Genomic DNA, 25,036 nt, shown 5'->3' on the forward strand with positions numbered 1-25,036 from the left:
CATCAGAAGCGCCAGATGACGTCGACAACAGCGCGGTGCATGTAGCTGTCCACGTTGTTCTGATACGCGTCGCCTGGCTTGAAGACACCTGCGCGCAGGCGCACCAGTGCCGAAGGTTCATCGAACGACTGGCTCAGCGAAGCCGGCAGCAGGCCTTGCTTGAAGTACTTGGTCACGACCAGGTCCATTTCCTGACCCAGGTCCTTGCTGCCGTCTTCCAGCGGCAGCGAGCTGAACGTACCGTTCTGGTTGTCGTTCACCGCGTTGATGCCCGAGCCACCGATACCGGTGTTGCCGTCCACGCGACGGAACTTGTGGTAGATCAGCGACGCGTCGTATTCCTCGTTCATCTGCCAGGAGGCGAACAGCGAGCCGGTTTCCACGTTGGCCATTTCGCCCTGGAAGGCTTCACCGAAACGATGGATGCGCGAACGCGTACCGGTCCAGTTGGAGCGGTTACTTTCCAGACCGTTCTGGACGTAGTCCTTGCTGGCGCGCGAGTAGGCGGCGCCGACTTGCCATTGTGGGTCCAGACGCAGGCGCAGGCCCAGGTCGGTGGCCCAGCCATTCATGTCACGGCTGTTCTTTTCGCCGGCGATGAACTGGTCGTTGGGAGCGGAGGTCACGCCGATCTCGTCGCGCGTTCCGTTCAGCCAGGTCAGGCTGCCCCAGTAGTTGAGCTGATTGGTGTTGCTGCGATAGTTGTAGGCATCGCTGTCAGCCTGCAGGCCGACCCAGGTCAGATCGCCATTGGAGGTCTTGTCCAGATCATCCAGCACCTGGCCCTGCGACTTGAGCTTGCCGTCGTCGGCACTGTGGTGAGCACGGATACCGGCCCAATGGCCTGGTGTCCACTGGTAGCTGACCGAGCCGAACAGGTGCTTGCGATCTTCGTCGTCAGGTGCCAGTTCGGTCAGGTCGGTGCGGTATTCGCTGAAACGCTGGGCAGCACCCAGTTCAGCGCGCAGCAGCGTGGTATCGAACGACCAGTTGATGGCCTCGATATTGGTGTCGTGCCATTGACCGTCGTCGTTGCGCAGACGCTGACGACCGACTTTCAGGATCTCGCCAGGGTAGGGCGTGAAACCGCTGTAGCCGATCCAGAACTCACGCAGTGCGGCGTAGGTCTTGTCGGCTTCGCGCTCGCTGGCCGTGCCACGCGAAGTCTGGGTGCCGCTGCCGTCGCTGTTGCTCTGCTCCAGCGGGTCGGTCTGAATGATGTCGGTGGCGGTGACCACCTGGCCCATCGCGTAACCGCTCCAGTCGCCGCGCTCGCCATAGACCCAGGGACGCAGATCCAGGCCCACACCGTTGACGTCGCCGCCCGAACGGGTGCCCAGATCGCGATCATCCTCGGCCTGCGCCGTGGCTTTGATTTCGATACCGAAATTTTGCGGTTGTTCGGTCAGCGCTGCCAGTGTCGGGCAGGCCCACAACAGGGTGAAGCCAAGGCCCATGCCGGCGGCCATCAGGGGATTCAACTTCATAATGCTTCCTCACCGTCTTTTTCTTCTTGCAGGGCCTGCAATGCCATCGCGTTCTGAGTGGCGTTAGCGCCCCGGACTTTTTGCTCGCGTGCCAACAGGTCTTTGGCGGTGGCGAGCTTTTCAGGCGGCAGTTGTGTATTGAGGGCCTCGGCAAGCTCGGTCGCTTGCGGGGTCTGACTGGCCAGCGCCAGTTGCGCGAACACCCAGGCGTTGACCGGGTCGGGCATAGTGCCCTTGCCCTGCGAGAACAGTTGCGCAAGGGCGAAGTCGGCGCTGTTCTGGCCACCACGGGCGGCGGTCAGCAGCTCGTCCACGGCTTTTTGCGAGTAGACCTGGCCCAGGTAGCCGCGACGGTAGATCTGACCCAGGTAGTAATGGGCAGAGATTTCCGTGGCGGTGGCTTTCTTCAGGTGCTCCTCGGCCTTGAAGGCATCGGGCGTGACCCATTTACCTTCGTAGTACAGGCGTCCAAGCAGCAGCTCGGCGCGAGGCTGGTCTGCCGCGCGGCCGTTGTTCAGGTATTCCATCATCTTGTTGACGTCACCCAGTTCGGGGAAGTCGTAAAGCAGTTTGGCCAGCGTGACCCACGAGATCGGGTAGCCCGGCGCAACGTTTTCCAGCAATTGCTGAGCGGTCTTTTCGTCTGGTGTACCGATGGTGGAGTCACCCAGTACACGCGCGACGCTGTCCACACGTTGAGCATTGACGCGGCCAGCGGCGTAGTCGCTCTTGAGCTTTTCGATCAAGGCCGTGCGCTGCTCGGCCTGGCCACGTGTCTGGTAGACAGTGGCCAGTTCGACGTAGCAGATATCCGTGGCCGACAGCGCCTGTTTGCAGATGCTCTCGACCTCATCGAGGTGTTGAGCATATGTGCCTTGAGTGCGATACAGCAGCACCTGAGCCAGACCTGCCTCCGGATAACCGGCAGCGCGCCACTCACTGATCTTCTGCTGCGCATTCACTTCAGGGAAGGTGTGCGGGTATTGCAGATACAGCATCGCCAGCGGGATCAGCGTGCCGGATTCGCCATTGGCGAAGGCCTTTTTCAGCAGGCCTTCGGCTTCGCGATGTTCGGCTTCGGTAGCGTCGGGCTTGGCAGCCAGCAGACGGCCCAGGCGCGACTGCGCACGGGGGGAGGTCTGCGCGGCAGCGCGGTAGGTAGCTTCGGCCTGCTTGAGCTGAGCCGGGTCGCGAGTCGCGACCTGAATATCAGCCAGGCCGACTTGCGCGTCGCTGTAGCCCAGGTCCGCCAGCTGCCGATAGTTCTGCTCCGCCAATGCAGTGTCGCCGTTTTTCAGGGCTTCATTGGCAAGGCGTTGATCAGGCAGGCCGGCACAGCCGCTCAGGCCGAGCGCGACGGCGAGGCTCAGTAGCGTGGGGGTCGACAGGCGTCGTAGTGGGCTGTTCATGGTTACAGACCCGCAGCCATTGCTTTATCGATCAGCCAGCTCACGGACGGGCCGCGATCGCTGACCACTTCGACAGGGCGACCGGCAAGCGAGCTGCTCAGGCTTTCGTCAGGCTTGATCTGCACGCGGATGTCGGTGGACAGGTCGGCGTCGCTCAGGTTGGTGCTGCTGATGATCTGACCCGTGCGCAGTTTGTCTTCGCCAGCGATCTGGAAGCTGACACGTGTGCCTGGCTTGACGTCGTTGAACTGGCGATAGGTGAAGCGAGCTTCAACCGTGGCCGGCGCGTTGCGTGGCACCAGTTGGAAGATCACCTGACCCTTGGACGCGAACTGACCGTCGGCAACCAGTTGGCGAGCCACGACGCAATCGCACGGGCTGGTCATGGTGCCGCTCATCTGCTTGCCATACAGCTCTTCGATCTTGGCCGGCTGAAGGTCTTCACCGGTCAGGCTGCCCTTGAGCATTTCCAGCATGCTGGTGTTGAAGGACGCCAGTGGCGCGCCTTTGGCGGCTTCGCCATTCTGGGCGACCAGGCTTTGTACGGTACCTTCACGCGGCATGGTCACGTCCATGCTTGGAATGGTGACCAGACCGGCCGATGCATGGCTGACGAAGTACAGGCCGTAGATCGTCTTGAAGATGAAGCCGAAAGCGGCCAGACCGACAATGAACACGCCCAGGCTGAAGGTCACGGCGCGCAGGCGACCCATGGCGCTCATGCCGCTGTCCTTGCCCTTGACCTTGCGTGCCTTGGTGAAGTTATCGCGCTGCAGCGTGGCCAGCACTTCACCCAGGGTGACGACTTCGCCGGACAGGTGCGAGGTGATCAGGTGGCGCAGGGTAGCGATGTCCTGAGGTTCCAGATTCTGGAACTGGCAACCGATGCGGTTGCTGGCGTTGTCGATCGAGCGCACCTGCAGATCGACGTCCATGGCCAGGCCAAGGTTGTCGATGATGAATTGCAGGCGTCCCTTGACGATCTGCCCTTCGCTGAATTTCTGCCCGGACGGAGCAACGAAGCTCAGGCCACCGGCCGACAGGTCTTCGACACGTACCAGTGGCGCGTTGGGCTGATCATTCAGCAGGCGCAGCTTGGCAGGGATCTTGATCCGCGCGTGTTGGCGCTGGGCTTCGGATTCATGTACGACGTTCGCATTCACGGCTGTATTCATGGCTATTTTTCCTACTTAAGCGATTAATCCGTTGGCCCGGTCAAACCATCGTCAACAGCACAGCGACGAAGATGGTGCCAGCCGAGAAAGTCATGGTTCGGGACGACCACGTGTTGAACCAGCCCTGAAAGCTGGCCATGTCGCGGCTTAGTTTGGTGTCCTGGCGAGTCCAGGACTGGCGGTCCAGGCGGAAGAAGACATAGATCTTCATCAGCGCGCCGACGATCTGGTTGTAATAGAGAATGATCGGGTAGGCAGGCCCGATCCTGTGTCCCGAGAGGGACAGCAGCAGGGTGAGGATCAGACGGGTCATGCCGATCCACAGCAGATACATCAACAGGAACGCGCCGCCATACTTGAAGCTGGCGATCAGTGCGACGGTCAGACCGAGGATGGAGGTCCACATCGACACACGCTGGTCGAACAGTACGATGCTGGTGAAAATCCCCAGGCGACGTACGCCCAGACCCAGTGCACGCGAGTTCTGACGCAGGTTGTTGCCGTACCAGCGATACATCAGCTTGCGGCTGGCTTTCAGGAAGCTCTTCTCGGGCGGGTGTTCCACGGTGTTGATCGCTGCGTCCGGCACGTAGAACGTGTCGTAACCCAGGCGCATCAGGCTGAACCAGCTGGACTTGTCGTCGCCGGTCAGGAAGCGGAAGGTGCCCAGGCGCCAGTGATTGAGCGAGTCGCTTTCCACGTCGGCAATGAACTCGGGGTCGGTTACCACGGTTGCGCGGAACACCGACATGCGACCGGTCATGGTCAACACGCGTTTGGACAGGGCCATCGAGCACATGTTGATGTGACGCTGAGCGAAACGCAGCTTGTGCCACTCGCTCATGATGTAGCCACCACGTACTTCACAGAACTCGTTGGTGGTCAGGCCGCCGACGTTGTCGAACAGCTGGAACCACGGCACGGTCTTGGCGACCACACCTTCGTTGAGCACGGTGTCGCCGTCGATCACTGCAACCACGGCACGGCTGTCAGGCAAGTGACGCGAGATGGCGCGGAAGCCATAGGCCAGACCATCGCGCTTGCCGGTGCCCGGAATGCGTACGAAGTCCAGCTTGACGCGCTCCGGCGGGTTGAACTTCGCCCACATGCTCTTGACCAGCAGCTCATCGGACATTTCCACCAGCGAGCAGACGATAGTCGTCGGCAGGCCGCAGTCGATGGCTTCGCGGATAACCGAGTTGTAGACCTGTGCGGTGGTCAGCGCGTCGATGCGGAAGCTGGTGACCATCAGAAACACATGGGACGGGTCTGCTGCACTGCCCAGCTTGCGAACCTTGCGGCGCAAGTGCGGGTAGACGATGTACAGGAAAATCATCCCGCGCACGAAGTGCGTGATCCCCATCGAGTAGCGCCAGATACCAACGGCGCCAATCAGGAATATAAAGTTCTTCGACTGTGAGTCGAAGATACTGGTAGGCAATGCCGCGGCAAGGCCCATGAGTAAACTTAAATAGAACAGCCAACCTGCGGCCTGTAACAGGCCGTGCTTGAGCCTCTGCATAATCGTATCCCTAAGTCAGTTGCGAGCCTCAAGCCCCAGGCTGCAAGCACATTGCTTGAGCCTGTGGCCTGGAGCCTGGCGCTTGTGGCTTGCGGCTGATTTACCAGCAGATACCTTCGGCACGACCGTCTTCGCTGGTGGCGTTGGCCATGAAGCCCACCAGATCGATGACGCGCTTGCCTTCAGGGGTCTTGTTGGCGAGGGCGCGGAAACGCTCATCGCGGTTGCCGAGGATGATGACGTCGGAGTCATTGATGACTTGGTCGAAGTCCGAGTTCAGCAGCGAGGAAACGTGCGGAATCTTGGATTCGATGTAGTCCTTGTTGGCACCGTGAACGCGTGCATATTCAACGTTGCTGTCGAAGATGCTCAGGTCGAAGCCCTTGCCGATCAGCATTTCGGCCAGCTCTACCAGCGGGCTTTCACGCAGATCGTCAGTACCGGCCTTGAAGCTCAGGCCCAGCAGTGCAACCTTGCGGGTGTCGTAGCTGGCAACCATGTCGAAAGCGTTCTGTACTTGCGACGTGTTACTGCGCATCAGCGAGTTGAGCAGGGGAGCTTCAACGTCCAGGCTGCCGGCGCGGTAGGTCAGGGCACGAACGTCTTTCGGCAGGCAGGAGCCGCCGAATGCGAAGCCAGGGCGCATGTAGTACTGGGACAGGTTCAGCGCCTTGTCCTGGCAGACCACGTCCATAACTTCACGGCCATCGACGCCGACGGCCTTGGCAATGTTGCCGATTTCGTTGGCGAAAGTAACCTTGGTGGCGTGCCACACGTTGCAGGTGTACTTGATCATCTCGGCAACAGCGATGTCCTTGCGGATGATCGGTGCATCGAGTTCTTCGTACAGCGATTGCAGAACGTCGCCCGACGCTTTGTCGAACTCGCCGATCACGGTCATTGGCGGCAGGTCGTAGTCCTTGATCGCAGTACTTTCGCGCAGGAACTCAGGGTTGACGGCGACGCCGAAGTCAACACCGGCTTTCTTGCCGGAGCAGTCTTCCAGAATCGGGATAACAACGTTGGCAACAGTGCCCGGCAGTACGGTACTGCGAACCACGATAGTGTGGCGAGTGGCTTTGTCACGCAGGACATAACCGATTTCGCGGCACACCGATTCAATGTAATCCAGTTCCAGATCGCCGTTCTTCTTGCTCGGCGTACCGACGCAGATCATCGACAGGTCGGTGGCGCGAATGGCTTCGGCGAAGTCTGTAGTGCCGCGCAGTTTTCCGGTACTGATACCTTTCTGCAACAGCTCTTCCAGACCCGGTTCAACGATAGGTGATTTGCCGTTGTTGATCAGGTCGATCTTGGTGCTGGAAATATCCACACCAACTACTTCGTGACCGCGGGCAGACAGGCAACCGGCACAGACTGCACCGACGTAACCCAAACCAAATATGCTGATACGCATCGTATTCTCCTCGATTTTTCACGCCATAAATTGGCTGGATATTAATTTTGGCCAGCAGATGTCACGCGCCATCCCTCACGGCTAACAACGCCGTGGAACTAACGCAGGCATATTTAATGAGTGAGTGCCCAAAACAAGTAAGGCGAACTCAAATGACACTAAGTGCAAGCGGCAAGTAACCTGTCCGTTCGGTCAGGGCCTTGCTCTCCTTGGATGCAGTAAACCACTCCTTGTTCGACGATTGACGGCGGACCTCGGTAAGCCTGCCTCTGGCGCAAGCCAGGGCCGTCCTGTTCGAATCCTGCGCATCACACCGGTTCGGCGCTTCGCCTGTCTACAACATCAACTAGTGATGTGAGTTTAGTTCTGGTACCTGACGCCAGGATCACGTGGGGCCTGGCTTCCGTGTCGGTAACTTCCCGTTTTTCGAGGCGACCTGTAAGTGATCTCTTACACGTCAGCCCAGAATTGTTACGGGATGTAGGAGCGTATGAATTCGTATTTAGTTCCTGGCCGCTCGTCCTGATTTGCAGATTTTGCGGTATCCGATTTGTCACAGGGAGGGTATCGAGATGATGGCTTTTTTCGTAAAAGCCTCGATTTACGAGGGGTGTAGAGGGGTGAGTATGAAAGTGCCACTACTGTAAAAAGCTGAAACGCCACTAGTTAAAAAAATGGATTTTTTTTTAAGAAAAAATCGCACGTGAGTGGCGAGTCGAAAAGTTGACGTTTGTCTGGCGTCATGAAGTTGGCATTTGGTGTTGGATCGTAGGGCAGGCCGTGTAACAGCGCTCTGTTACACGACGGTTACATCATCTAGTGTTCTGCGATGTTGCGCAAAAACACCAACTTGTCAGGGGTCGACTGTTCGCGGTTGTAACGATAGCCCTGTGCATCGAACGCTTGTAATGCTTCGGGATCGTTGATGCGCTCTTCTATAACGAAGCGGCTCATCATGCCGCGGGCTTTTTTCGCATAGAAGCTGATGATCTTGTACTGGCCGTTCTTGAAGTCCTTGAACTCGGTGTCGATGATCCTTGCCTTGAGCGACGAACGTTTGACGGCAGAGAAGTATTCAGTCGAGGCCAGGTTGAGCAGCAGGTCGTCGCCCTGGTCTGCCAGCGCTTCATTCAGCCATTCGCTGATCCGCGTGCCCCAGAAGGCGTAGAGGTCCTTGCCGCGAGCGTTGGCCAGCCGGGTGCCCATTTCCAGCCGGTAGGGCTGCATCAGGTCCAGTGGACGCAACAGGCCGTACAGACCTGACAGCATGCGCAAGTGGCCCTGCGCGTAGTCGAGCTGCGTTTCGCTCAGCGTTTCCGCTTCCAGGCCCGTATAGACGTCACCCTTGAAGGCCAGCAGTGCCTGCTTGGCGTTGTCGAGGGTGAAGTCCGGGTTCCAGCTGCCAAAGCGTGCCGCGTTCAATCCGGCCAGCTTGTCGGACAGGTGCATCAGTTCGCTGATCTGCGCCGGCGTCAGTTCACGCAGCTGTTCGATCAACACCTGGGAATGGTCCAGGTACTGCGGCTGAGTGAAGCGGCCGGTCGTGGGCGGTGTCTCGAAATCGAGGGTTTTTGCCGGGGAAATCACCATCAGCATGAAATCGTCTCCTTTTATCGTCCGTGGATTCTAGGGGCTGACAGCCTGCGACTCCAGCTATGGTGGCGATAGAGACCGTTCCGCGGGTGATGCCAGCATGACCTGCGGCTTTGTATGCGCGCCGACATAAGAAGCCCGGCACATATCAGCTATAGTGGCGCGCTGGTCATGACGTTAATGGTTGATCGAGAGGACATCGGGTTTGCGTATCGTTTTAGCAGTGTGTGCAGGTCTGTTCTGGCTTCAGGCGCAGGCGGCAGCGCCGGTCATCGCCACCATTGACCGCAGCGTCTGGCCTGAACGGCTCGAGACGCCGGGGTTGTTCGACGTCGCGTCGCGTGCGGAGATCCTCGCCTTTGCCCACGAGTTGTACCTGAGCGAAAAGCTCGACGAGGAGGGCCTCAAGCAGCGCCTCGGCCTGCGCTTCGTCAACGTGCCGTCGTTGAATGTGGTTCGTCATCGGCTGTGGCTGCGGTTGCTGGAGAACTACCAGAACGCACAGAAGAGCTGTGAGCAGGACGCCAATTTCTGTGTGCTGGTCGAGGACATGGATCAGTTGCGGCAGCGCGCCGAGGAATACCAGGTATCCAACGATTCGTTCTATGCCAACTGGGCCAGACCCAGCGCCGCATTCCACCAGCGTTACCTGAACGAGCTGCTGTTCATGGCAGCCCTGTTTCCGCAGACCAGCAGCGAGATCGAACGCTACAACTCCGATGAGATGAGCGGCGACGAGATGCCGGATCGCACCTTCATGCTCAACTTCGAAAGTGGCCCGAGCCCGGCCGACGGTGGTACCGACTGGCTGGCTGACTTTATGCGCCAGCAGAAAATGACCGCCACCTTCTTCGTGCTGGGCAAGAGTCTTCAGGAGCGTCTCGACAGCACGTCGGTTGCAGGTTTGCAGGCGCTGTATCGCCAGCAGTGTGTGGGTATCCAGGGCTGGGAGTACCGTTCGCACAGTCAGTGGCTGGACTGGCAGAATTCAGTGCAACGCAGCGCGGCACTGGTTCAGCAGGTGTTGCCGGACAACTTCGTGCCGCTGTTTCGCCCTCCTTATGGCCATCGACGTGCCGACAGCGGCAACTTCTTCCGCACCGAGCATTTGCGCGTGTCATTGTGGAATATCGACGCCGAAGACGACACCGGAAGGCTTTCTGCAGAGCAGGTGGGCGACCGTGTACTGACCCTCATGCTGCTCTGGCGCAAAGGGACGGTGGTATTCCACGATGTGGCCAACAAGGCGCAGTCGGCGCTGCCATTGCTGCTGGCCAATACCGCGCAAAGCGAGTTGATCTGGGACGATTGCCGAAATATCTCTGAAGCGCCCGAAGAACAAGGGCTGCAGAGCAGTGAAGAGGCTGCGCCGGAAGGGGAATGAAGGCAGATTCGGCGTGGGCGGACTTCCGACTTTAAACGTGCGGGGTACGTCCGCCAAGTCCTATTCGTCAGGCTGTGAAATAAACTTCAAAAAACTGTCAAAGAGCTTTTTTCTGTCATCCCTTTTGCTGTATTACGAATACAGACCGCCGAAACCTGCAACACAGGTGGCGTCTTCCAAGACCCACCTTGAGCGACATTTCTGCCCTGCCTGAAGGGGAGAATCCGGCGGCCTTTTCGTGGCGCAGTACTGTCGTGGTTCTGCGTCGCCCGGCTTCTACAAAGGTGAGCGAGTATGGATGACCACGGACGCACCCCTTCCACCAACCAGCCAATCCTTTACGTGCTCGATACCAACGTATTGATTCATGATCCAAACGCACTGCTGAACTTCGAAGAACACCACGTCGCCATCCCCATGACGGTTCTGGAGGAACTGGACAAACTCAAGGCCGGTAAACATTCGGTTGCTGCCGAATGCCGTCAGGCCATCCGTCTGATCGACAAGACCCTGGGCGAAGCTTCGCCTGAGGAAGTCGAGAAGGGCGTGCCCATCGATCGTGGTACAGGCGTGCTCAAGGGCTACCTGTCGATTTTGATGAGCAAACGCGAGGAACCCAACAGCCTGCTGCCCGAGCACCTGAACGACAACATCATTATCAACCAATTGATTGACCTGCATGCGCGCAACAAGGACTTGAGCGTCGTGCTGGTGACCAAAGACATCAACATGCGCCTCAAGGCGCGCGCCTGTGGCATTGCTGCCGAGGATTACAGTACAGACCAACTGGTCGACGACGTTTCACTGTTGTCGCGTGGCTACCATGACATGACCGGTTCGTTCTGGGACCGCGTCAGCAAGGTCGATACGCGTCAGGAGCGTGGTCGTACCTGGCACCGCGTGCAGCTCACTGAAATGCTGCCGGCGGTTCATATCAACGAGTTCATTGTCGATGAGCAGGGTTTTGTCGGCTGGATCAAAGGCGTCAAGAACGACGAACTGCTGATTCTCGACATGCACCAGGAGCCTTTGCTGCATCAGGAGGCCTGGGGGCTGAAGCCGCGCGATATCTATCAGGGGCTGGCGCTGTTTGCGTTGCTCGACCCGGATATTCATCTGGTCAACCTGTCAGGCGCTGCGGGCTCGGGTAAAACCATTCTGGCCCTGGCCGCTGCCATCGAGCAGACCATGGTCACCAAGCGCTATCGGCGCATCATCGCCACCCGCAGCGTTCAGGGGCTGGATCAGGAAATCGGTTTCCTGCCCGGCACCGAGGCGGAGAAGATGGAGCCGTGGCTCGGCGCTATCACCGATAACCTCGAAGCGCTGCACATGGATGACGAAAACACCCATGGCAGTGTCGATTACATCCTCAGCAAGGTGCCGTTGCAGTTCAAATCCCTCAACTACATTCGAGGTCGCAGCTTCCAGCAAAGTCTGATTCTGATCGATGAATGCCAGAACCTGACCCCGCACCAGATGAAAACCATCATCACGCGTGCCGGTGCCGGTTCCAAAGTGGTCTGCCTGGGCAACCTGGCGCAGATCGACACCCCTTACCTGTCGGCCACCAGTTCCGGGCTGACCTACCTGACGGAGCGCTTCAAGGACTTCCCGAACGGCGTGCACATCACCCTGCAGGGCGTGCCTCGCTCGATACTGGCCGAATACGCGGAGAGTCATTTGTAAATCAGATGCATGCGGGGAGCCCATGTGTGAATGGGTTCCTTGCTTGCAGCTCACGGCTTGTAGCGTGTAACTGCCACTCCCTCTACACTTCTTGCTTCTGCCAAGGAGTAACGTTGTGCTCACTCATCTCGATTCCCAGGGTCGCGCCAATATGGTTGATGTCACGGATAAAGCCGTGACGTCCCGTGAGGCGGTGGCCGAAGCCTTTGTGCGCATGCTGCCGACGACGCTGCAAATGATCGTCAGCGGTGGTCATCCCAAGGGTGACGTGTTTGCCGTCGCACGTATCGCCGGTATTCAGGCGGCGAAGAAAACCAGCGATCTGATCCCGCTTTGCCATCCATTGATGCTCACCAGCATCAAGGTCCACCTCGCCGCTGAGGGTGATGATGCCGTGCGCATCACCGCGAGCTGCAAGCTGGCCGGGCAGACCGGTGTGGAAATGGAAGCCCTGACGGCCGCCAGCGTTGCCGCGCTGACCATTTACGACATGTGCAAGGCCGTAGACCGGGGCATGGTCATCGAGTCGGTCCGGCTGCTGGAGAAGCTGGGCGGCAAGAGCGGTCACTTCATTGCCGATCAGGCACAGGTATCGTCATGAAGGTTCAGGTCCAGTATTTTGCTCGTTACCGTGAAGTCCTGGGCGTGGACAACGAGTCCGTCGAAGGCGAGTTCGCTACGCTGGATGCGTTGCGCCAGACGCTGCTGCAGCGTGGCGAGGCCTGGCAGGTGCTTGCCGAGCAGAACCTGATGTGTGCTCGCAATCAGGAACTGTGCAAGCCGACCGAGCCGTTGGCCGATGGCGATGAAGTCGCGTTCTTTCCGCCCGTGACCGGAGGTTGATGATGAGCGTTCGCGTCCAGGCGGCAGCCTTCGACCCAGGCACTGAAGTCAACGCGCTGCATGCTGCCAACCTCGGCATCGGCGCGGTGGTCAGTTTTGTCGGCTATGTTCGGGATTTCAATGAAGGGCGCGAAGTGTCCGGCATGTTTCTGGAGCACTATCCGGGGATGACCGAAAAGGCACTGGCAAAAATCGTTACCGAGGCCGAACAGCGCTGGCCGTTGCTGCGCGTCGATGTGTTGCACAGGGTAGGGGCGCTGGAGCCTGGCGAGCCGATCGTGTTCGTCGGCGTTGCCAGCGCGCACCGTCAGGCGGCGTTCGAAGCCTGTGATTTCGTCATGGACTACCTCAAGACCCGCGCGCCGTTCTGGAAGCGTGAAAACACGTCAGAAGGCACGCGCTGGGTGGAAGGTCGTCACAGCGATCACCAAGCGGCTGATCGCTGGAAGTAAGCATCAGGCGTTGCTGCGTACCACGGCCCTGAGCAAATGAGTCGGCGGTGTCTCGCAACTGATCTTGCGGCCCAGTTTTTCCTCGATGGCGGGCAACTGGTAAGAGTCATCCTCACCGGCAAAACTGATCGACACGCCATCGGCGCCGGCGCGACCGGTACGGCCGATGCGGTGCACATAATCGTCCGGCACTTCGGGCAGGGTGAAGTTGATCACGTGGCTGATGCCGTCGATGTGAATGCCGCGACCGGCCACATCGGTGGCGACCAGCACGCGGATCTTGCCTTCGCGGAAGCCTTCAAGGGTCTTGATGCGCTTGTGCTGAGGCACATCGCCTGACAGCTGCGCCGCGTTAACGCCATCGCGCACCAGACGCTCTTCGATGCGCCGGACTTCGTCCTTGCGGTTGGCGAAGACCATCACCCGTTCCCAACCGTTGTCGGTCACCAGGTTGTAGAGCAGCTTGTACTTGTCGGCGCCGGCGACGGCATAGATATGCTGTTCGACGTTGTCACTGGCAACGTTCAGCGATTCGATCTCGACGATCGAAGGGTCCGTCGTCCACTGCTTGGCGAGGTTCATCACGTCCTCGGTGAAGGTCGCGGAGAACAGCAGGGTCTGGCGCTCACCCTTGTGCGGCGTCTGACGAATGATCTGACGTACCTGCGGGATGAAGCCCATGTCCAGCATGCGGTCGGCTTCGTCGAGGACCATCACTTCGACCATGTCCAGATGCACTTCGCCGCGCTGGTTGAAGTCCAGCAGACGGCCAGGCGTGGCGACCAGGATGTCGCAGTGCCGTGCTTCGAGTTGTTTGAGCTGCTTGTCGAAGTCCATGCCACCGACGAACGTCATGACGTTCAGGTTGGTGTACTTGGTCAGGTCGGCGGCGTCCTTGGCGATCTGCACCACCAGCTCGCGGGTCGGTGCGATGATCAGCGCGCGCGGCTCACCCATGTAGCGTTCTGCAGGCGGCGGCGTCTGGGTCAGCTGTTCGATGATCGAGATCAGAAACGCAGCGGTCTTGCCGGTGCCGGTCTGGGCGCGTCCGATCGCATCCTTGCCCTTGAGGGTGAAGCCCAGTACGCCCGCCTGGATCGGTGTGCAGTACGGGAAACCCAGGTCCTGAATCGCATGCATCAGTTCAGGCGCGAGGTTGAAGTCGTGGAAGCGGGTCTTGCCTTCCTGGGGTTCGACGACGAAATCTTCGAGTTTCCAGGCCGGCGCGGGCGGTTTTGTCACGCGCTCGCGACGCGGGCGCTCGGCCCTCGGCTTGTCGGTGCGCGGCGCTCTGGCTTTGGAGGGCTCGCTGGTCGTGTCCAGAGCCTGAGTCTGGACAGCATGATCCGGTGTGTCGCCTGTGGCAGCGGGAGAGGCGGGAATAGAGGTTATCGGAATAGGCGCAGGCTGCTCAGCCTCGCTCTTACCGAACATCTTTTTAAGTGCTTTGAGCACGGTCATCTCATCAATTGGTTAAGGAATGTACGCCGAGCAGTGTAAAGCAAGAACCGTGCTCGGCGTAGTGCCATCCATGGCGAGCTACAAAAGCGGTCCGCCGCAACGGGCTCAGAGCGCTTCAGCGAAGCCGTTCAGCCAGCCAGACGCCGATGTCGCGAATTTCCTCCGGTAACACTTGATGCTCCATTGGGTATTCCTGCCATTGAACGGTTACACCCTGGGCGGTGAGTTGGTCGTAGACGGCGCGACCCATTGGATAATGCACAACCGCGTCGTGCTTGCCGTGCAGGCAGTAGGCCGGGATGCGTTGCTGACTCGCCGACAGGGTCATCTCGTTGCTGAATGTAGGGGCATAAGTGGACAGCGCGAGTACGCCGCCCAATGGGCCCTGCCAGCGACGGTAGCCAGCGTGCAAGACCACCGCGCCCCCCTGGGAAAAACCGGCCAGGAAGATTCGCGCCGGGTCGATGCCGCTGTCGCGCTGCTGCTCGATCAGGTCCAGCACCTTCTGCGCCGAGGCTTCCATCTGATCATGATCAATGGCTCGGGCCTCTGAACTCATGGACTTGATGTCATACCAGCTGGGCATTTCATAACCGCCATTGACGGTCACGGCGCGCGTCGGTGCCTGAGGCAGTACGAAGCGGGTGGTGCGCAACGACTCCTGCAGCGCCTCGGCGACCGGCAGAAAATCATAGCGGTCGGCACCCAATCCATGCAGCCAGATAACGCAGGCGTCGGCGGGGCTGGAAGGTTCAATGATCAAAGAATCGCTCATGACTGCTCCATTTGTGTGCGCGGGCTCTTTTTGAGCGCATTAATAAGGTGCGCGGGTAGATAAAAAATGAAAGAAGATGTCGCAAGGTTACAAGTTTTTGTCTTGACCTGTCGCTAATTCGACTTAGCCAGCATGCTGGTACGGGCTTTGCTACAGCAGGACTGGAGTCGAGGCGCTCACATCGTTCGGTAACACTATAAGGCTATTACTTATAGCGATCGAAAAGCAGCTCGGGAGTCCATGCGTCAGGATTCGCGGCACGATTCAACCTGTACCGCTCCGGTCCGGGAAAATCATGGGGTTTCAGTCCACGGGGCCGATTCTGAATGATGAAGACGAATGACGGGATGATCCTGCAGGCAATTCATGATTCAGGCCCAGCGTTGCATGACCCAAAAATAAGCCAGCACGGGTCATTAGCGCCTCACAAAGGTGCGACGCGACTGAGACACCTACACAACAAAGAGCAAACTGGAGGTTTTTGAATGAAGATGTTGAAATCTACCCTGGCTGTCGTCACCGCCTTGGCCGCATTCGGTGTGACCGGGGCTGCCAACGCCGGTGCCACGCTTGACGCTATTCAGAAGAAGGGTTTCATCCAGTGCGGCGTCAGCGATGGCCTGCCAGGGTTTTCCGTTCCGGACTCCACCGGCAAGATCACCGGTATCGACGCTGACGTCTGCCGCGCCGTTGCAGCCGCTGTGTTCGGCGACGCCACCAAGGTCAAGTTCAGCCAGTTGAACGCCAAGGAGCGCTTCACCGCATTGCAATCCGGCGAGATCGATATCCTTTCGCGTAACACCACCTGGACCAGTTCCCGTGATGCGGGCATGGGCCTGGTGTTCACCGGCGTTACCTACTACGACGGTATCGGCTTCCTGGTAAACAACAAGCTGGGCGTGAAAAGCGCCAAGGAACTGGACGGTGCAACCATCTGCATCCAGGCCGGTACCACCACCGAGCTGAACGTCTCCGACTACTTCCGTTCGAACGGCCTGAAATACACCCCGATCACCTTCGACACCTCTGACGAAAGCGCCAAGTCGCTGGAAGGCGGCCGTTGCGACGTGTTGACTTCCGACCAGTCGCAGCTCTACGCACAGCGCAGCAAGCTGGCCAAGCCGGACGATTACATCGTTCTGCCTGAAGTGATCTCCAAGGAGCCTCTGGGCCCTGTCGTGCGTAAAGGCGACGAAGACTGGTTCTCGATCGTTCGCTGGACCCTGTTCGCCATGCTCAACGCCGAGGAAGCCAAAATCACTTCCAAGAACGTTGAAGCTGAAGCCAAGTCGACCAAGAACCCCGACGTAGCCCGTATGCTGGGCGCCGACGGTACTTACGGCAAGGACCTCAAGCTGCCGAAAGACTGGGTCGTGCAGATCGTCAAGCAGGTCGGTAACTACGGCGAAGTGTTTGAACGCAACCTGGGCGAAGGCACCCCGCTGAAAATCAAGCGTGGTCAGAATGCCCTGTGGAATGCCGGTGGCATCCAGTACGCTCCACCTATTCGTTGATTGACCCGGCGCCCGACAGGCTTCCCAGCCTGTCGNTTTTTCCTGGGGCATTTCATGGAAAAGCAAATCGTCGCACCCAAGCAAAAGCTCTCTCTGAGCGATCCGAAAGTGCGCGCGTGGTTATTTCAGATCATCACTGTCGTGGCGGTGATCGCGTTGGGCTGGTTCATCTTCGACAACACCCAGACCAACCTGCAACACCGTGGTATTACCTCGGGCTTCGGTTTTCTTGAAAACAGTGCCGGTTTCGGTATTGCTCAGCACCTGATCGACTACAGCGAAGCGGACAGTTATGCCCGTGTGTTCGTCATCGGTTTGCTGAATACCTTGCTGGTGTCGGTTATCGGTATTGTCCTGGCGACCTTGCTGGGCTTTGTCATTGGTGTCGCTCGCCTGTCTCCGAACTGGATGATCAGCAAGCTGGCCACCGTGTATGTCGAAGTCTTCCGCAACATTCCGCCACTGCTGCAAATCCTGTTCTGGTACACCGCCGTATTCCTCACGCTGCCCGGTCCGCGTCAGGCGCATGGTTATCTGGACATGTTCTTCGTCAGCAGCCGCGGGCTTAACATGCCCAGAGCGTTGCCTGCCGAAGGCGCCTGGGCATTCCTGGTCAGTCTGGTTGTTGCCGTGATCGCCATCGTCATGATGGTGCGCTGGGCCAACAAACGCTTCGAAGCCACTGGCCAGCCGTTTCACAAGTTCTGGGTCGGCCTGGCATTGTTGCTGGTCATCCCCGGTCTGAGCATGCTCATCTTCGGCAGCCCGGTGCATTGGGAACTGCCACAACTGAAGGGCTTCAATTTCACGGGCGGCTGGGTGCTGATCCCTGAACTGATCTCCCTGACCCTGGCACTGACCATCTACACCGCGGCGTTCATCGCTGAAATCGTGCGTTCCGGCATCAAGTCGGTCAGCCACGGCCAGACCGAAGCTGCCCGCTCACTGGGCCTGCGCCCTGGGCCGACGCTGCGCAAGGTGATCATTCCGCAGGCGCTGCGCGTGATCATTCCGCCGCTGACCAGTCAGTTCCTGAACCTGGCGAAAAACTCTTCTTTGGCAGCAGCCATCGGGTATCCGGAAATGGTTTCCCTGTTTGCCGGTACGGTGCTCAACCAGACCGGGCAGGCGATTGAAGTCATTGCCATCACCATGAGTGTGTACCTGGCGATCAGTATCAGCATTTCCCTGCTGATGAACTGGTACAACAAGCGCATTGCGCTGATCGAGCGGTGAGGAAAAGCGCATGACAACTCATACTTTCAAACCTGATATGCCACCACCGGGCAAAGTGTTCGGCCCGATGGCGTGGATGCGGCAGAACCTGTTCTCCAGCTGGATCAACACCCTGCTGACCCTGTTCTCCCTGTATCTGATCTATCTGGTCGTGCCGCCTATCATCAGTTGGGCCCTGCTGGACGCCAACTGGGTCGGCACGACCAAGGCAGACTGCACCAAGGCGGGCGCCTGCTGGGTGTTCATCGAGCAGCGCTTCGGTCAGTTCATGTACGGCTACTTTCCCAATGAGCTGCGCTGGAGGGTCGACCTGACCGCTATCCTGGCGATCGTCGGCGCTGCGCCGCTGTTCATTTCGAAGTTTCCGCGCAAGGCTGTCTACGGTATCGCCTTCCTGGTGATCTATCCGGTTGTTGCGTTCTACCTGCTGCATGGCGGCGCGTTCGGTCTGACCAACGTACCGACCAGCCAGTGGGGCGGTCTGATGCTGACCCTGGTGATCGCTACCGTGGGTATCGTCGGTGCCTTGCCCCTAGGTATAGTTCTGGCGCTCGGTCGTCGCTCAAACATGCCCGCTGTGCGCGTGGTGTGCGTGACGTTCATCGAGTTCTGGCGCGGCGTGCCGCTGATCACCGTGCTGTTCATGTCGTCGGTCATGCTGCCGCTGTTCATGCCAGAGGGCATGAACTTCGACAAGCTGCTGCGTGCGCTGATCGGCGTCATCCTGTTCCAGTCCGCGTACATTGCCGAAGTGGTGCGTGGCGGCATGCAGGCCATTCCCAAGGGCCAGTACGAAGCAGCCTCGGCGATGGGCCTGGGTTACTGGCGCAGCATGGGGCTGGTGATCCTGCCGCAGGCGCTGAAGATGGTTATTCCCGGCATCGTCAACACCTTCATTGCATTGTTCAAAGACACCAGTCTGGTGATCATTATCGGTCTGTTCGACCTGCTCAACAGCGTCAAGCAGGCTACCGCCGACCCGGCATGGCTGGGTATGGCCACTGAAGGCTACGTCTTCGCGGCCCTGGTGTTCTGGATCTTCTGTTTCGGTATGTCCCGCTATTCCATGCATTTGGAACGTAAGCTGGACACAGGCCACAAGCGTTAGGAGTTTTGTGATGAGTGAAGTTATCAATAAGCCTCTGGGCGCTGAAGGCATGATCCGCATGGAGGGCGTACACAAATGGTACGGCCAGTTCCATGTACTCAAGGACATCAACCTGAATGTGCGTCAGGGTGAACGTATCGTGCTGTGCGGCCCGTCGGGTTCGGGCAAGTCGACCACCATTCGCTGCCTCAACCGTCTGGAAGAGCATCAGCAGGGTCGTATCATCGTCGACGGCACCGAGCTGACCTCGGACCTGAAGCAGATCGAAACCATTCGCCGTGAAGTGGGCATGGTGTTTCAGCACTTCAACCTGTTTCCGCACCTGACCATCCTGCAGAACTGCACGCTGGCGCCAATGTGGGTGCGTAACATGCCGAAAAAGAAGGCTGAAGAAATCGCCATGCACTATCTGGAGCGTGTGCGTATTCCGGAGCAGGCCCACAAGTTTCCGGGTCAGCTTTCCGGTGGTCAGCAGCAGCGTGTGGCGATTGCCCGTGCCTTGTGCATGAAGCCGAAAATCATGCTGTTCGATGAGCCGACTTCGGCGCTTGACCCGGAAATGGTCAAGGAAGTGCTCGACACCATGGTCGGTCTGGCTGAAGAAGGCATGACCATGTTGTGCGTAACCCACGAGATGGGCTTTGCCCGTACCGTGGCAAACCGGGTGATCTTCATGGACAAGGGCGAAATCGTCGAACAGGCTGCGCCGAACGACTTCTTCGATAACCCGCAGAGCGACCGTACCAAGCTGTTCCTCAGCCAGATCATTCACTGAGTGGACATCTGCTGAACAAGGAAACCGGGCCATGTGCCCGGTTTTTTTATGCCTGTCGGTGCTGTTCGGGTTGTATGCAATTACGCTGAACCTTGTATTCGCGATGATTCTCCAACAGGATACCGACCCCCTGAAAAGGGTCGACATACCTGATGACCGAGAAACTGATGACTGCCAAGGCTCAACCCAGCCCCCAACCGACTACCGATCAACCCCATTCTGCTTTGAAGCGCCCCTGGCTGCTGTTGCTGGGCCTGGTGCTGGTTGCCCTCAACCTGCGCCCAGCGTTGTCCAGCATTGCGCCACTGCTCAATACAGTTTCATACAGCCTCGGCATGTCCGCCGCCGAAGCCGGACTGCTGACCACCTTGCCGGTCCTGTGTCTGGGCTTGTTCGCGCCGCTGGCACCGATTCTTGCCCGCCGGTTTGGCAGTGAGCGCGTGGTTCTGGTGGTGCTTCTGACGCTGGCAGCAGGTCTGGCAGTGCGCAGTCTGTTTGGCCAGATCGGGCTGTTTTCCGGCAGTCTGCTGGCGGGCGCGAGCATCGGAATCATCGGCGTGCTGCTGCCGGGTATCGTCAAACGTGATTTCCCGCGCAAGGCCGGAGCCATGACCGGTGTCTACACCATGGCCTTGTGCCTGGGCGCAGCAATTGCAGCGGGTTCGACGGTGCCGCTGAGTCAGTACGTTGGTGGCAGTTGGCAGATTGGCCTGGGTTTCTGGCTGGTTCCTGCGCTGATTGCCGCAGCGCTGTGGCTTCCGCAGGCGCGTGAGGTGCATGGCACGCATCGCGATGTTTACCGGGTCCGCGGTTTGTTGCGTGATCCACTGGCTTGGCAGGTCACGCTGTACATGGGCCTGCAATCGTCGCTGTCGTACATCGTTTTCGGCTGGTTGCCGTCGATCCTCATCGGTCGCGGCCTGACGCCGACCCAGGCCGGTCTGCTGCTGTCCGGCTCGATCATCGCGCAAGTCATCAGCGCGCTGGCGGTGCCCTATCTGGCCACACGCGGCAAGGATCAGCGTCTGGCGATCATGCTGGTCATGTCGCTGACCCTGATTGGCCTGTTCGGCTGCCTGTACGCGCCACTCGGCGGTCTGTGGGGCTGGGCGATCCTGCTGGGGATCGGGCAGGGCGGCACGTTCAGTCTGGCGCTGGCCTTGATCGTCCTGCGCTCGCGTGACTCACATGTCGCTGCCAATCTGTCGAGCATGGCGCAAGGCTTCGGCTACACCATCGCCTCGACCGGCCCGTTTGCCGTGGGCGTGGTGCATGACATGACCGGCAGCTGGAGCGCGATTGGCTGGATCTTCGCGGTACTCGGGCTGGGCGCCATCATCGCGGGCATGGGTGCCGGTCGGGCGCTGCAGGTGCAGGTCAGTAGCGAGAAGGTTTGATTTTCGATGATTGTTGATCGTTCGGACCGGGCTTGAGCTGCTTCAGGTCTGAGCCAGATTGGCCAGGGCCCATTGTTCGGCACTGGTGACGCTCAGCCCTGATTTCGCGTTGTAGGTACGGGCGACGTCCCATGCCACGCCTCGGCCCATGGCAAAGACTGCCCGGTATTTGCGCAGATTGTCATCCGGCATTTCCGTCAGATCGGCCTGCAACTGCGCAACACTCCATACGTGCCGCTCGATGTCGCGCCCCGTGACACGCTCCACAAGATCGGCCAGCCCGGCGTACGTCAATGTGTCGCCAGCGGTGTACACCACCTGATTCACAATGCGCGGCTCGTGCATCACGATGGCAGCAGTCAGCCTGCCAATGTCCTCTGCGGTGGTGACTGTCACGGCTGTATCGAGGCTGCCCAGCGCATTGATCCGACCGCTTTGCAGATCGACGACACCGAACGCGGGTTCGAACAGGAAGCTTGTAAACATACCGGTCGAAACGATAACCCACTCGGTTTGCTGCTGGGCGCGCAGCTTTTCTCGTACATCGAGTTGCTCATCGAACAGATCCTGAGGGCTGCCCCGGCCGATAAGGTCGTAGTCAACACCGAACTGCCAGGGCAGGTAGCGTTTTATGCCGGCCTTGAGCGCCGCATCGGTCAGTTTGCGTTGAGTGCCCCGGCCAGCGGCAAAGCCCGCACAACTGATTACCGTGTCATAGCGCTTCATGACAGTGGCTAGTTCGTCCACGGTGGCATCGGCCAGATCGGCTGTTTCGATGGCAATGTTCAGCGCGCGGATTTCTTCGATTTCCACACGCTTGGCGGGCGCTTGAGTGCTCAAGCTGCTCTGGCGTAGCAGCACGGCAATGCTCAAGTCATATGCTCCGGCTTTCTCGACCAGCCCTCGCAGCACGGCGAGCCCAAGCTCTCCTGCGCCTATTACCAGAATGCGTTGTTTGACGTTTGCGTTATCGGCTTGCATGGTGACCCCTTTGGACAGTCTTTCAATTCAGGCGGGAGAGATGCTGGCATGCCTGTCGACATACAAAAAGTAGGCACATCGGTGATACCGGGCGGGCTGGACGCGCAGGAAGTGGTCAGACGCTCCGAAGCGGCCTGTGCTGCGCTCAGCGATGATGAGGATGGTCTCAAGCGCGATATTCTCGGCCACGCCGGAAACCGCTGGTCATTGGGCGTGGTACATGCCCTCGGCCTCAGCAGCCCTTTGCGCCATGCCGAATTGCGCCGAAAGCTGCACGGTGTCACCCAGCGCATGCTCACTCATACCTTGCGCCAGCTTGAACAGGACGGGTTGATCACTCGCCATGACTACTGCGAGAAGCCCCTCAGGGTGGAATATTCGTTGACCGACCTGGGCATGGGGCTGCTGGTACAAATGATTCCGCTGTGGACTTGGGTGATTGAAAATTCAGAGGCGTTCAGTGCAGCGCGAAATCGTTATGCGGACAGGTAAAAGTGATGGCTGATGCGCCATCAACCCTCGCCATTTTCAGCGGCGCCGCTTATCGTGCACGGATAATTCGCCAAGGGATGTGCACGCATGAACTACGAGGAACAAAGTCAGGCCAACAGCGCACTGATCACCCGCTTTTATGAGGCGTTTGCGCAGCTGGATGCCGAGGCGATGAGTGCCTGTTATACCGATGACGTGCTGTTCAGCGACCCGGCCTTTGGTGAATTGCGTGGCGCTCAGGTCGGCGACATGTGGCGCATGCTGACTTCCCGGGCGAAGAATTTCTCGGTGGTCTTCGATCAGGTGCGAGCCGATGACCAGACTGGCAGTGCGCACTGGGTGGCGACGTACCTGTTCAGCCAGACCGGGCGCACGGTAGTGAACGATATTCAGGCCCGGTTCGTGTTCCGCAATGGCAAGATCTGCGAGCATCACGATCATTTCGACATATGGCGCTGGTCGCGTCAGGCCCTGGGTTTGAAGGGCCTGTTGCTTGGCTGGACGCCTTTGGTACGCAATGCCGTGAGGGCTCAGGCGCTCAAGGGTCTGAAGACCTTTTCAGAGAATCGCCGTGCCTGAGGTTGCCAGCACCGCGAGTGCGCCGACTGCCGAACAGGCGGTCGGCAAACCCTGGTTTGTCTATCTGGTGCGCGCTGCCAACGGCTCGCTGTACTGTGGCATCAGTGATGATCCGCAGCGCCGATTCGCTATGCACCAGAGCGGCAAGGGCGCGCGCTTTTTCTCTTCGAGTCCGGCGATGGCACTGGTCTACGTTGAACAATGGCCCAGCAAGGGCGAGGCGTTGCGCCATGAGCGGCTGATCAAGAAGCTCAAAAAAAGCGCCAAAGAGGCGTTGGCTGCCAGCTACGCAACGTCATCGATCCATGAGCGTGATGCCGTCCCATCAGTTTGAGGCTGTGTGCGGGCAGGGTGCTGCGGGTTAAGCTGTGTTTTTCCCATGTGCACAGAGGCTGAACATGTCCGAGTTGATCCTTCACCACTACCCCACGTCGCTGTTCGCCGAAAAAGCCCGCCTGATGCTGGGCTTCAAAGGCCTCACATGGCGTTCGGTGACTATCCCTTCGATCATGCCCAAGCCTGACCTGACTGCATTGACGGGCGGTTATCGCAGAACCCCGGTGTTGCAGGCGGGTGCGGACATCTACTGTGACACTGCGCTGATGGCGCGGCGTCTGGAGCAGGAAAAAGCGTCGCCGGCGTTTTATCCGAAGGGGCAGGAGTTCACAGTTGCAGGCCTGGCCGCCTGGGCCGATTCGGTGTTGTTCATGCATGCCGTTAGCCTGGTGTTTCAGCCTGAATCAATGGCTGTGCGCTTTGCCAAGGTGCCGCCAGACGCCGCCAAGGCGTTCGTCGCCGACCGTTCGACGCTGTTCAACGGCGGCACTGCGTCGCGCCCGCCTGTGGAGCAGGTCAAACACCAATGGCCTACGCTGATGTCGCGTCTGGAACTGCAACTCTCGCACGGCGGTGACTTCCTGTTCGGCGTACCGTCGATTGCCGATTTCTCGGTCGCCCATACATTATGGTTTCTCAAGCAGACGCCGGTCACTGCACCCTTTGTCGATGATTATCCGAGTGTCAGGGCCTGGCTCGATCGTGTGCTGGGTTTTGGCCATGGCACGTTCAGCGACCTGAGCTCGGCAGATGCCATCGACATCGCCAGAAACGCCACGCCTGCGTCGTTGCCGGATGAAACCTTCGTCGATCCAAATGGCTTCAAGGCAGGCGACAACGTCGCGGTTTCTGCAGTCGACTATGGCGTCGAAGCGGTTGAGGGCGAGCTGGTATTTACCGGCCGCGAAGAACTGATCCTGCGCCGCGAGGACGAACGTGCAGGTGTCGTGCACGTACACTTCCCGAGAATGGGCTATCGGATCGAGAAGCGCTGAGGTTCTACGATGCTCTGCGTCGCAAGGAGGACGCAGAGCATTGGCACAATAGTCAGGTAGGCTACTTCAGCGCCGCCAGTATCTGATCCGGGTCAAACCCCCTGATCAGCGTGCCGTTGACGTCGATCAGCGGGATGCCTCTGCCGCCCAGCGCTTCATAGGCCTTGCGGCCTTCTTCCGACTTCTCGATGTCGAACTCCTGATACGCAATCCCCTTGCTGTCCAGAAAACGCCGGGTCTGCTTGCAGTAGCCGCACCAGTCGGTGGCGTACATCACCACTTTTGCCTGGCCGTAGCGCTGCGCGACGTCTGCCGGGGGAGGGTTGACGAAATTCTCGATCCTGCCCCAGTTCTGGTAAATCACCACCACCAGCATGATCAGGGCGAACTTCTTCAGGGTGCGCAGCAGCATGTTG

24 protein-coding genes are annotated in these 25,036 nt (G+C 59.0%); 14 read left to right on the forward strand and 10 right to left on the reverse strand.

Going from position 1 to position 25,036, the window contains the following annotated elements:
• Window positions 1-2 precede the first annotated feature (2 nt).
• From AO388_RS09995 to yaaA, 6 genes are all read right to left on the reverse strand, one after another.
• On the reverse strand, window positions 3-1,487 hold the full coding sequence (locus tag AO388_RS09995; RefSeq protein ID WP_003433626.1) for an alginate export family protein: 1,485 nt from the start codon (window positions 1,485-1,487) through the stop codon (window positions 3-5).
• Window positions 1,484-2,896, reverse strand: a complete 1,413-nt coding sequence (gene algK / locus AO388_RS10000) for an alginate biosynthesis TPR repeat lipoprotein AlgK (protein ID WP_003433625.1) — start codon at window positions 2,894-2,896, stop codon at window positions 1,484-1,486. Before algK ends, AO388_RS09995 begins: the two co-directional genes overlap by 4 nt.
• A 2-nt stretch (window positions 2,897-2,898) precedes the next feature.
• Window positions 2,899-4,071 (reverse strand): alginate biosynthesis protein Alg44, encoded by a 1,173-nt coding sequence (locus tag AO388_RS10005; RefSeq protein ID WP_058416386.1) that lies wholly within the window; start codon window positions 4,069-4,071, stop codon window positions 2,899-2,901.
• Window positions 4,072-4,111: 40 nt separating this feature from the next.
• On the reverse strand, window positions 4,112-5,593 hold the full coding sequence (gene alg8, locus AO388_RS10010; protein ID WP_002552255.1) for a mannuronan synthase: 1,482 nt from the start codon (window positions 5,591-5,593) through the stop codon (window positions 4,112-4,114).
• A gap of 100 nt (window positions 5,594-5,693) precedes the next feature.
• On the reverse strand, window positions 5,694-7,010 hold the full coding sequence (locus tag AO388_RS10015; RefSeq protein WP_003365389.1) for a nucleotide sugar dehydrogenase: 1,317 nt from the start codon (window positions 7,008-7,010) through the stop codon (window positions 5,694-5,696).
• Window positions 7,011-7,826: 816 nt separating this feature from the next.
• Complete coding sequence (yaaA, locus tag AO388_RS10020; protein WP_058416387.1) at window positions 7,827-8,606, reverse strand: peroxide stress protein YaaA; 780 nt, start codon at window positions 8,604-8,606, stop codon at window positions 7,827-7,829.
• A 202-nt stretch (window positions 8,607-8,808) separates the two neighbouring features.
• Between yaaA and AO388_RS10025 the strand changes: the two genes are divergently transcribed.
• The 5 genes from AO388_RS10025 (at window position 8,809) to moaE (ending at window position 12,971) form a co-directional block, all read left to right on the forward strand.
• Complete coding sequence (locus AO388_RS10025) at window positions 8,809-9,987, forward strand: polysaccharide deacetylase family protein (RefSeq protein WP_044309198.1); 1,179 nt, start codon at window positions 8,809-8,811, stop codon at window positions 9,985-9,987.
• 294 nt (window positions 9,988-10,281) lie between these two features.
• Window positions 10,282-11,676 carry a PhoH family protein gene (locus AO388_RS10030; RefSeq protein ID WP_003365383.1) on the forward strand — a complete coding sequence of 465 codons (1,395 nt, stop codon included), beginning with the start codon at window positions 10,282-10,284 and terminating at the stop codon, window positions 11,674-11,676.
• Between the two features lie 115 nt (window positions 11,677-11,791).
• On the forward strand, window positions 11,792-12,277 hold the full coding sequence (moaC, locus tag AO388_RS10035) for a cyclic pyranopterin monophosphate synthase MoaC (RefSeq protein ID WP_003341741.1): 486 nt from the start codon (window positions 11,792-11,794) through the stop codon (window positions 12,275-12,277).
• Window positions 12,274-12,519 carry a molybdopterin converting factor subunit 1 gene (gene moaD, locus AO388_RS10040; protein WP_003365381.1) on the forward strand — a complete coding sequence of 82 codons (246 nt, stop codon included), beginning with the start codon at window positions 12,274-12,276 and terminating at the stop codon, window positions 12,517-12,519. The genes moaC and moaD overlap by 4 nt, the downstream gene beginning before the upstream one ends.
• Before the next feature lie 2 nt (window positions 12,520-12,521).
• Window positions 12,522-12,971: a molybdopterin synthase catalytic subunit MoaE gene (moaE, locus tag AO388_RS10045; RefSeq protein ID WP_003365379.1), complete on the forward strand. Its 450-nt coding sequence runs from the start codon at window positions 12,522-12,524 to the stop codon at window positions 12,969-12,971.
• A 3-nt stretch (window positions 12,972-12,974) separates the two neighbouring features.
• Here the strand turns inward: moaE and rhlB are convergent, their stop codons facing one another.
• A complete protein-coding gene (rhlB, locus tag AO388_RS10050; RefSeq protein WP_161937168.1) occupies window positions 12,975-14,432 on the reverse strand; it encodes an ATP-dependent RNA helicase RhlB in 1,458 nt (485 codons plus the stop codon).
• Window positions 14,433-14,547: 115 nt separating this feature from the next.
• A complete protein-coding gene (locus tag AO388_RS10055) occupies window positions 14,548-15,207 on the reverse strand; it encodes an alpha/beta hydrolase (protein ID WP_058416388.1) in 660 nt (219 codons plus the stop codon).
• A gap of 485 nt (window positions 15,208-15,692) precedes the next feature.
• Between AO388_RS10055 and AO388_RS10060 the strand changes: the two genes are divergently transcribed.
• From AO388_RS10060 to AO388_RS10080, 5 genes are all read left to right on the forward strand, one after another.
• Entirely contained in the window at window positions 15,693-16,721 is a 1,029-nt protein-coding gene (locus AO388_RS10060) for an amino acid ABC transporter substrate-binding protein (RefSeq protein WP_003365373.1), read from the forward strand.
• Between the two features lie 54 nt (window positions 16,722-16,775).
• Window positions 16,776-17,957, forward strand: coding sequence for an amino acid ABC transporter permease (locus tag AO388_RS10065; protein WP_003365371.1), 1,182 nt, complete (start codon window positions 16,776-16,778; stop codon window positions 17,955-17,957).
• A gap of 10 nt (window positions 17,958-17,967) precedes the next feature.
• Window positions 17,968-19,065: an amino acid ABC transporter permease gene (locus tag AO388_RS10070; protein WP_003433619.1), complete on the forward strand. Its 1,098-nt coding sequence runs from the start codon at window positions 17,968-17,970 to the stop codon at window positions 19,063-19,065.
• A gap of 10 nt (window positions 19,066-19,075) precedes the next feature.
• On the forward strand, window positions 19,076-19,840 hold the full coding sequence (locus tag AO388_RS10075; protein WP_003365366.1) for an amino acid ABC transporter ATP-binding protein: 765 nt from the start codon (window positions 19,076-19,078) through the stop codon (window positions 19,838-19,840).
• A gap of 167 nt (window positions 19,841-20,007) precedes the next feature.
• Window positions 20,008-21,237 carry a CynX/NimT family MFS transporter gene (locus AO388_RS10080; RefSeq protein ID WP_058416423.1) on the forward strand — a complete coding sequence of 410 codons (1,230 nt, stop codon included), beginning with the start codon at window positions 20,008-20,010 and terminating at the stop codon, window positions 21,235-21,237.
• A gap of 42 nt (window positions 21,238-21,279) precedes the next feature.
• Here the strand turns inward: AO388_RS10080 and AO388_RS10085 are convergent, their stop codons facing one another.
• Entirely contained in the window at window positions 21,280-22,218 is a 939-nt protein-coding gene (locus AO388_RS10085; protein WP_058416389.1) for an aromatic alcohol reductase, read from the reverse strand.
• 48 nt (window positions 22,219-22,266) lie between these two features.
• Between AO388_RS10085 and AO388_RS10090 the strand changes: the two genes are divergently transcribed.
• The 4 genes from AO388_RS10090 (at window position 22,267) to AO388_RS10105 (ending at window position 24,620) form a co-directional block, all read left to right on the forward strand.
• Window positions 22,267-22,710, forward strand: coding sequence for a winged helix-turn-helix transcriptional regulator (locus AO388_RS10090; RefSeq protein ID WP_058416390.1), 444 nt, complete (start codon window positions 22,267-22,269; stop codon window positions 22,708-22,710).
• 87 nt (window positions 22,711-22,797) lie between these two features.
• The gene (locus AO388_RS10095; RefSeq protein ID WP_003433611.1) at window positions 22,798-23,289 is read left to right on the forward strand and encodes a nuclear transport factor 2 family protein; all 492 of its coding nucleotides are present in this window, start codon (window positions 22,798-22,800) and stop codon (window positions 23,287-23,289) included.
• A complete protein-coding gene (locus AO388_RS10100; protein ID WP_003365356.1) occupies window positions 23,282-23,623 on the forward strand; it encodes a GIY-YIG nuclease family protein in 342 nt (113 codons plus the stop codon). Before AO388_RS10095 ends, AO388_RS10100 begins: the two co-directional genes overlap by 8 nt.
• 64 nt (window positions 23,624-23,687) lie before the next feature.
• Window positions 23,688-24,620 (forward strand): glutathione S-transferase family protein, encoded by a 933-nt coding sequence (locus AO388_RS10105; RefSeq protein WP_003365354.1) that lies wholly within the window; start codon window positions 23,688-23,690, stop codon window positions 24,618-24,620.
• Between the two features lie 61 nt (window positions 24,621-24,681).
• Here AO388_RS10105 and AO388_RS10110 read toward each other — a convergent pair whose 3' ends face one another.
• Window positions 24,682-25,032: a glutaredoxin family protein gene (locus tag AO388_RS10110; RefSeq protein WP_003365352.1), complete on the reverse strand. Its 351-nt coding sequence runs from the start codon at window positions 25,030-25,032 to the stop codon at window positions 24,682-24,684.
• Window positions 25,033-25,036 lie beyond the last annotated feature (4 nt).

Source organism: Pseudomonas sp. ICMP 10191, from assembly GCF_001467335.1.
Taxonomy (GTDB): Bacteria; Pseudomonadota; Gammaproteobacteria; order Pseudomonadales; family Pseudomonadaceae; genus Aquipseudomonas; species Aquipseudomonas cerasi.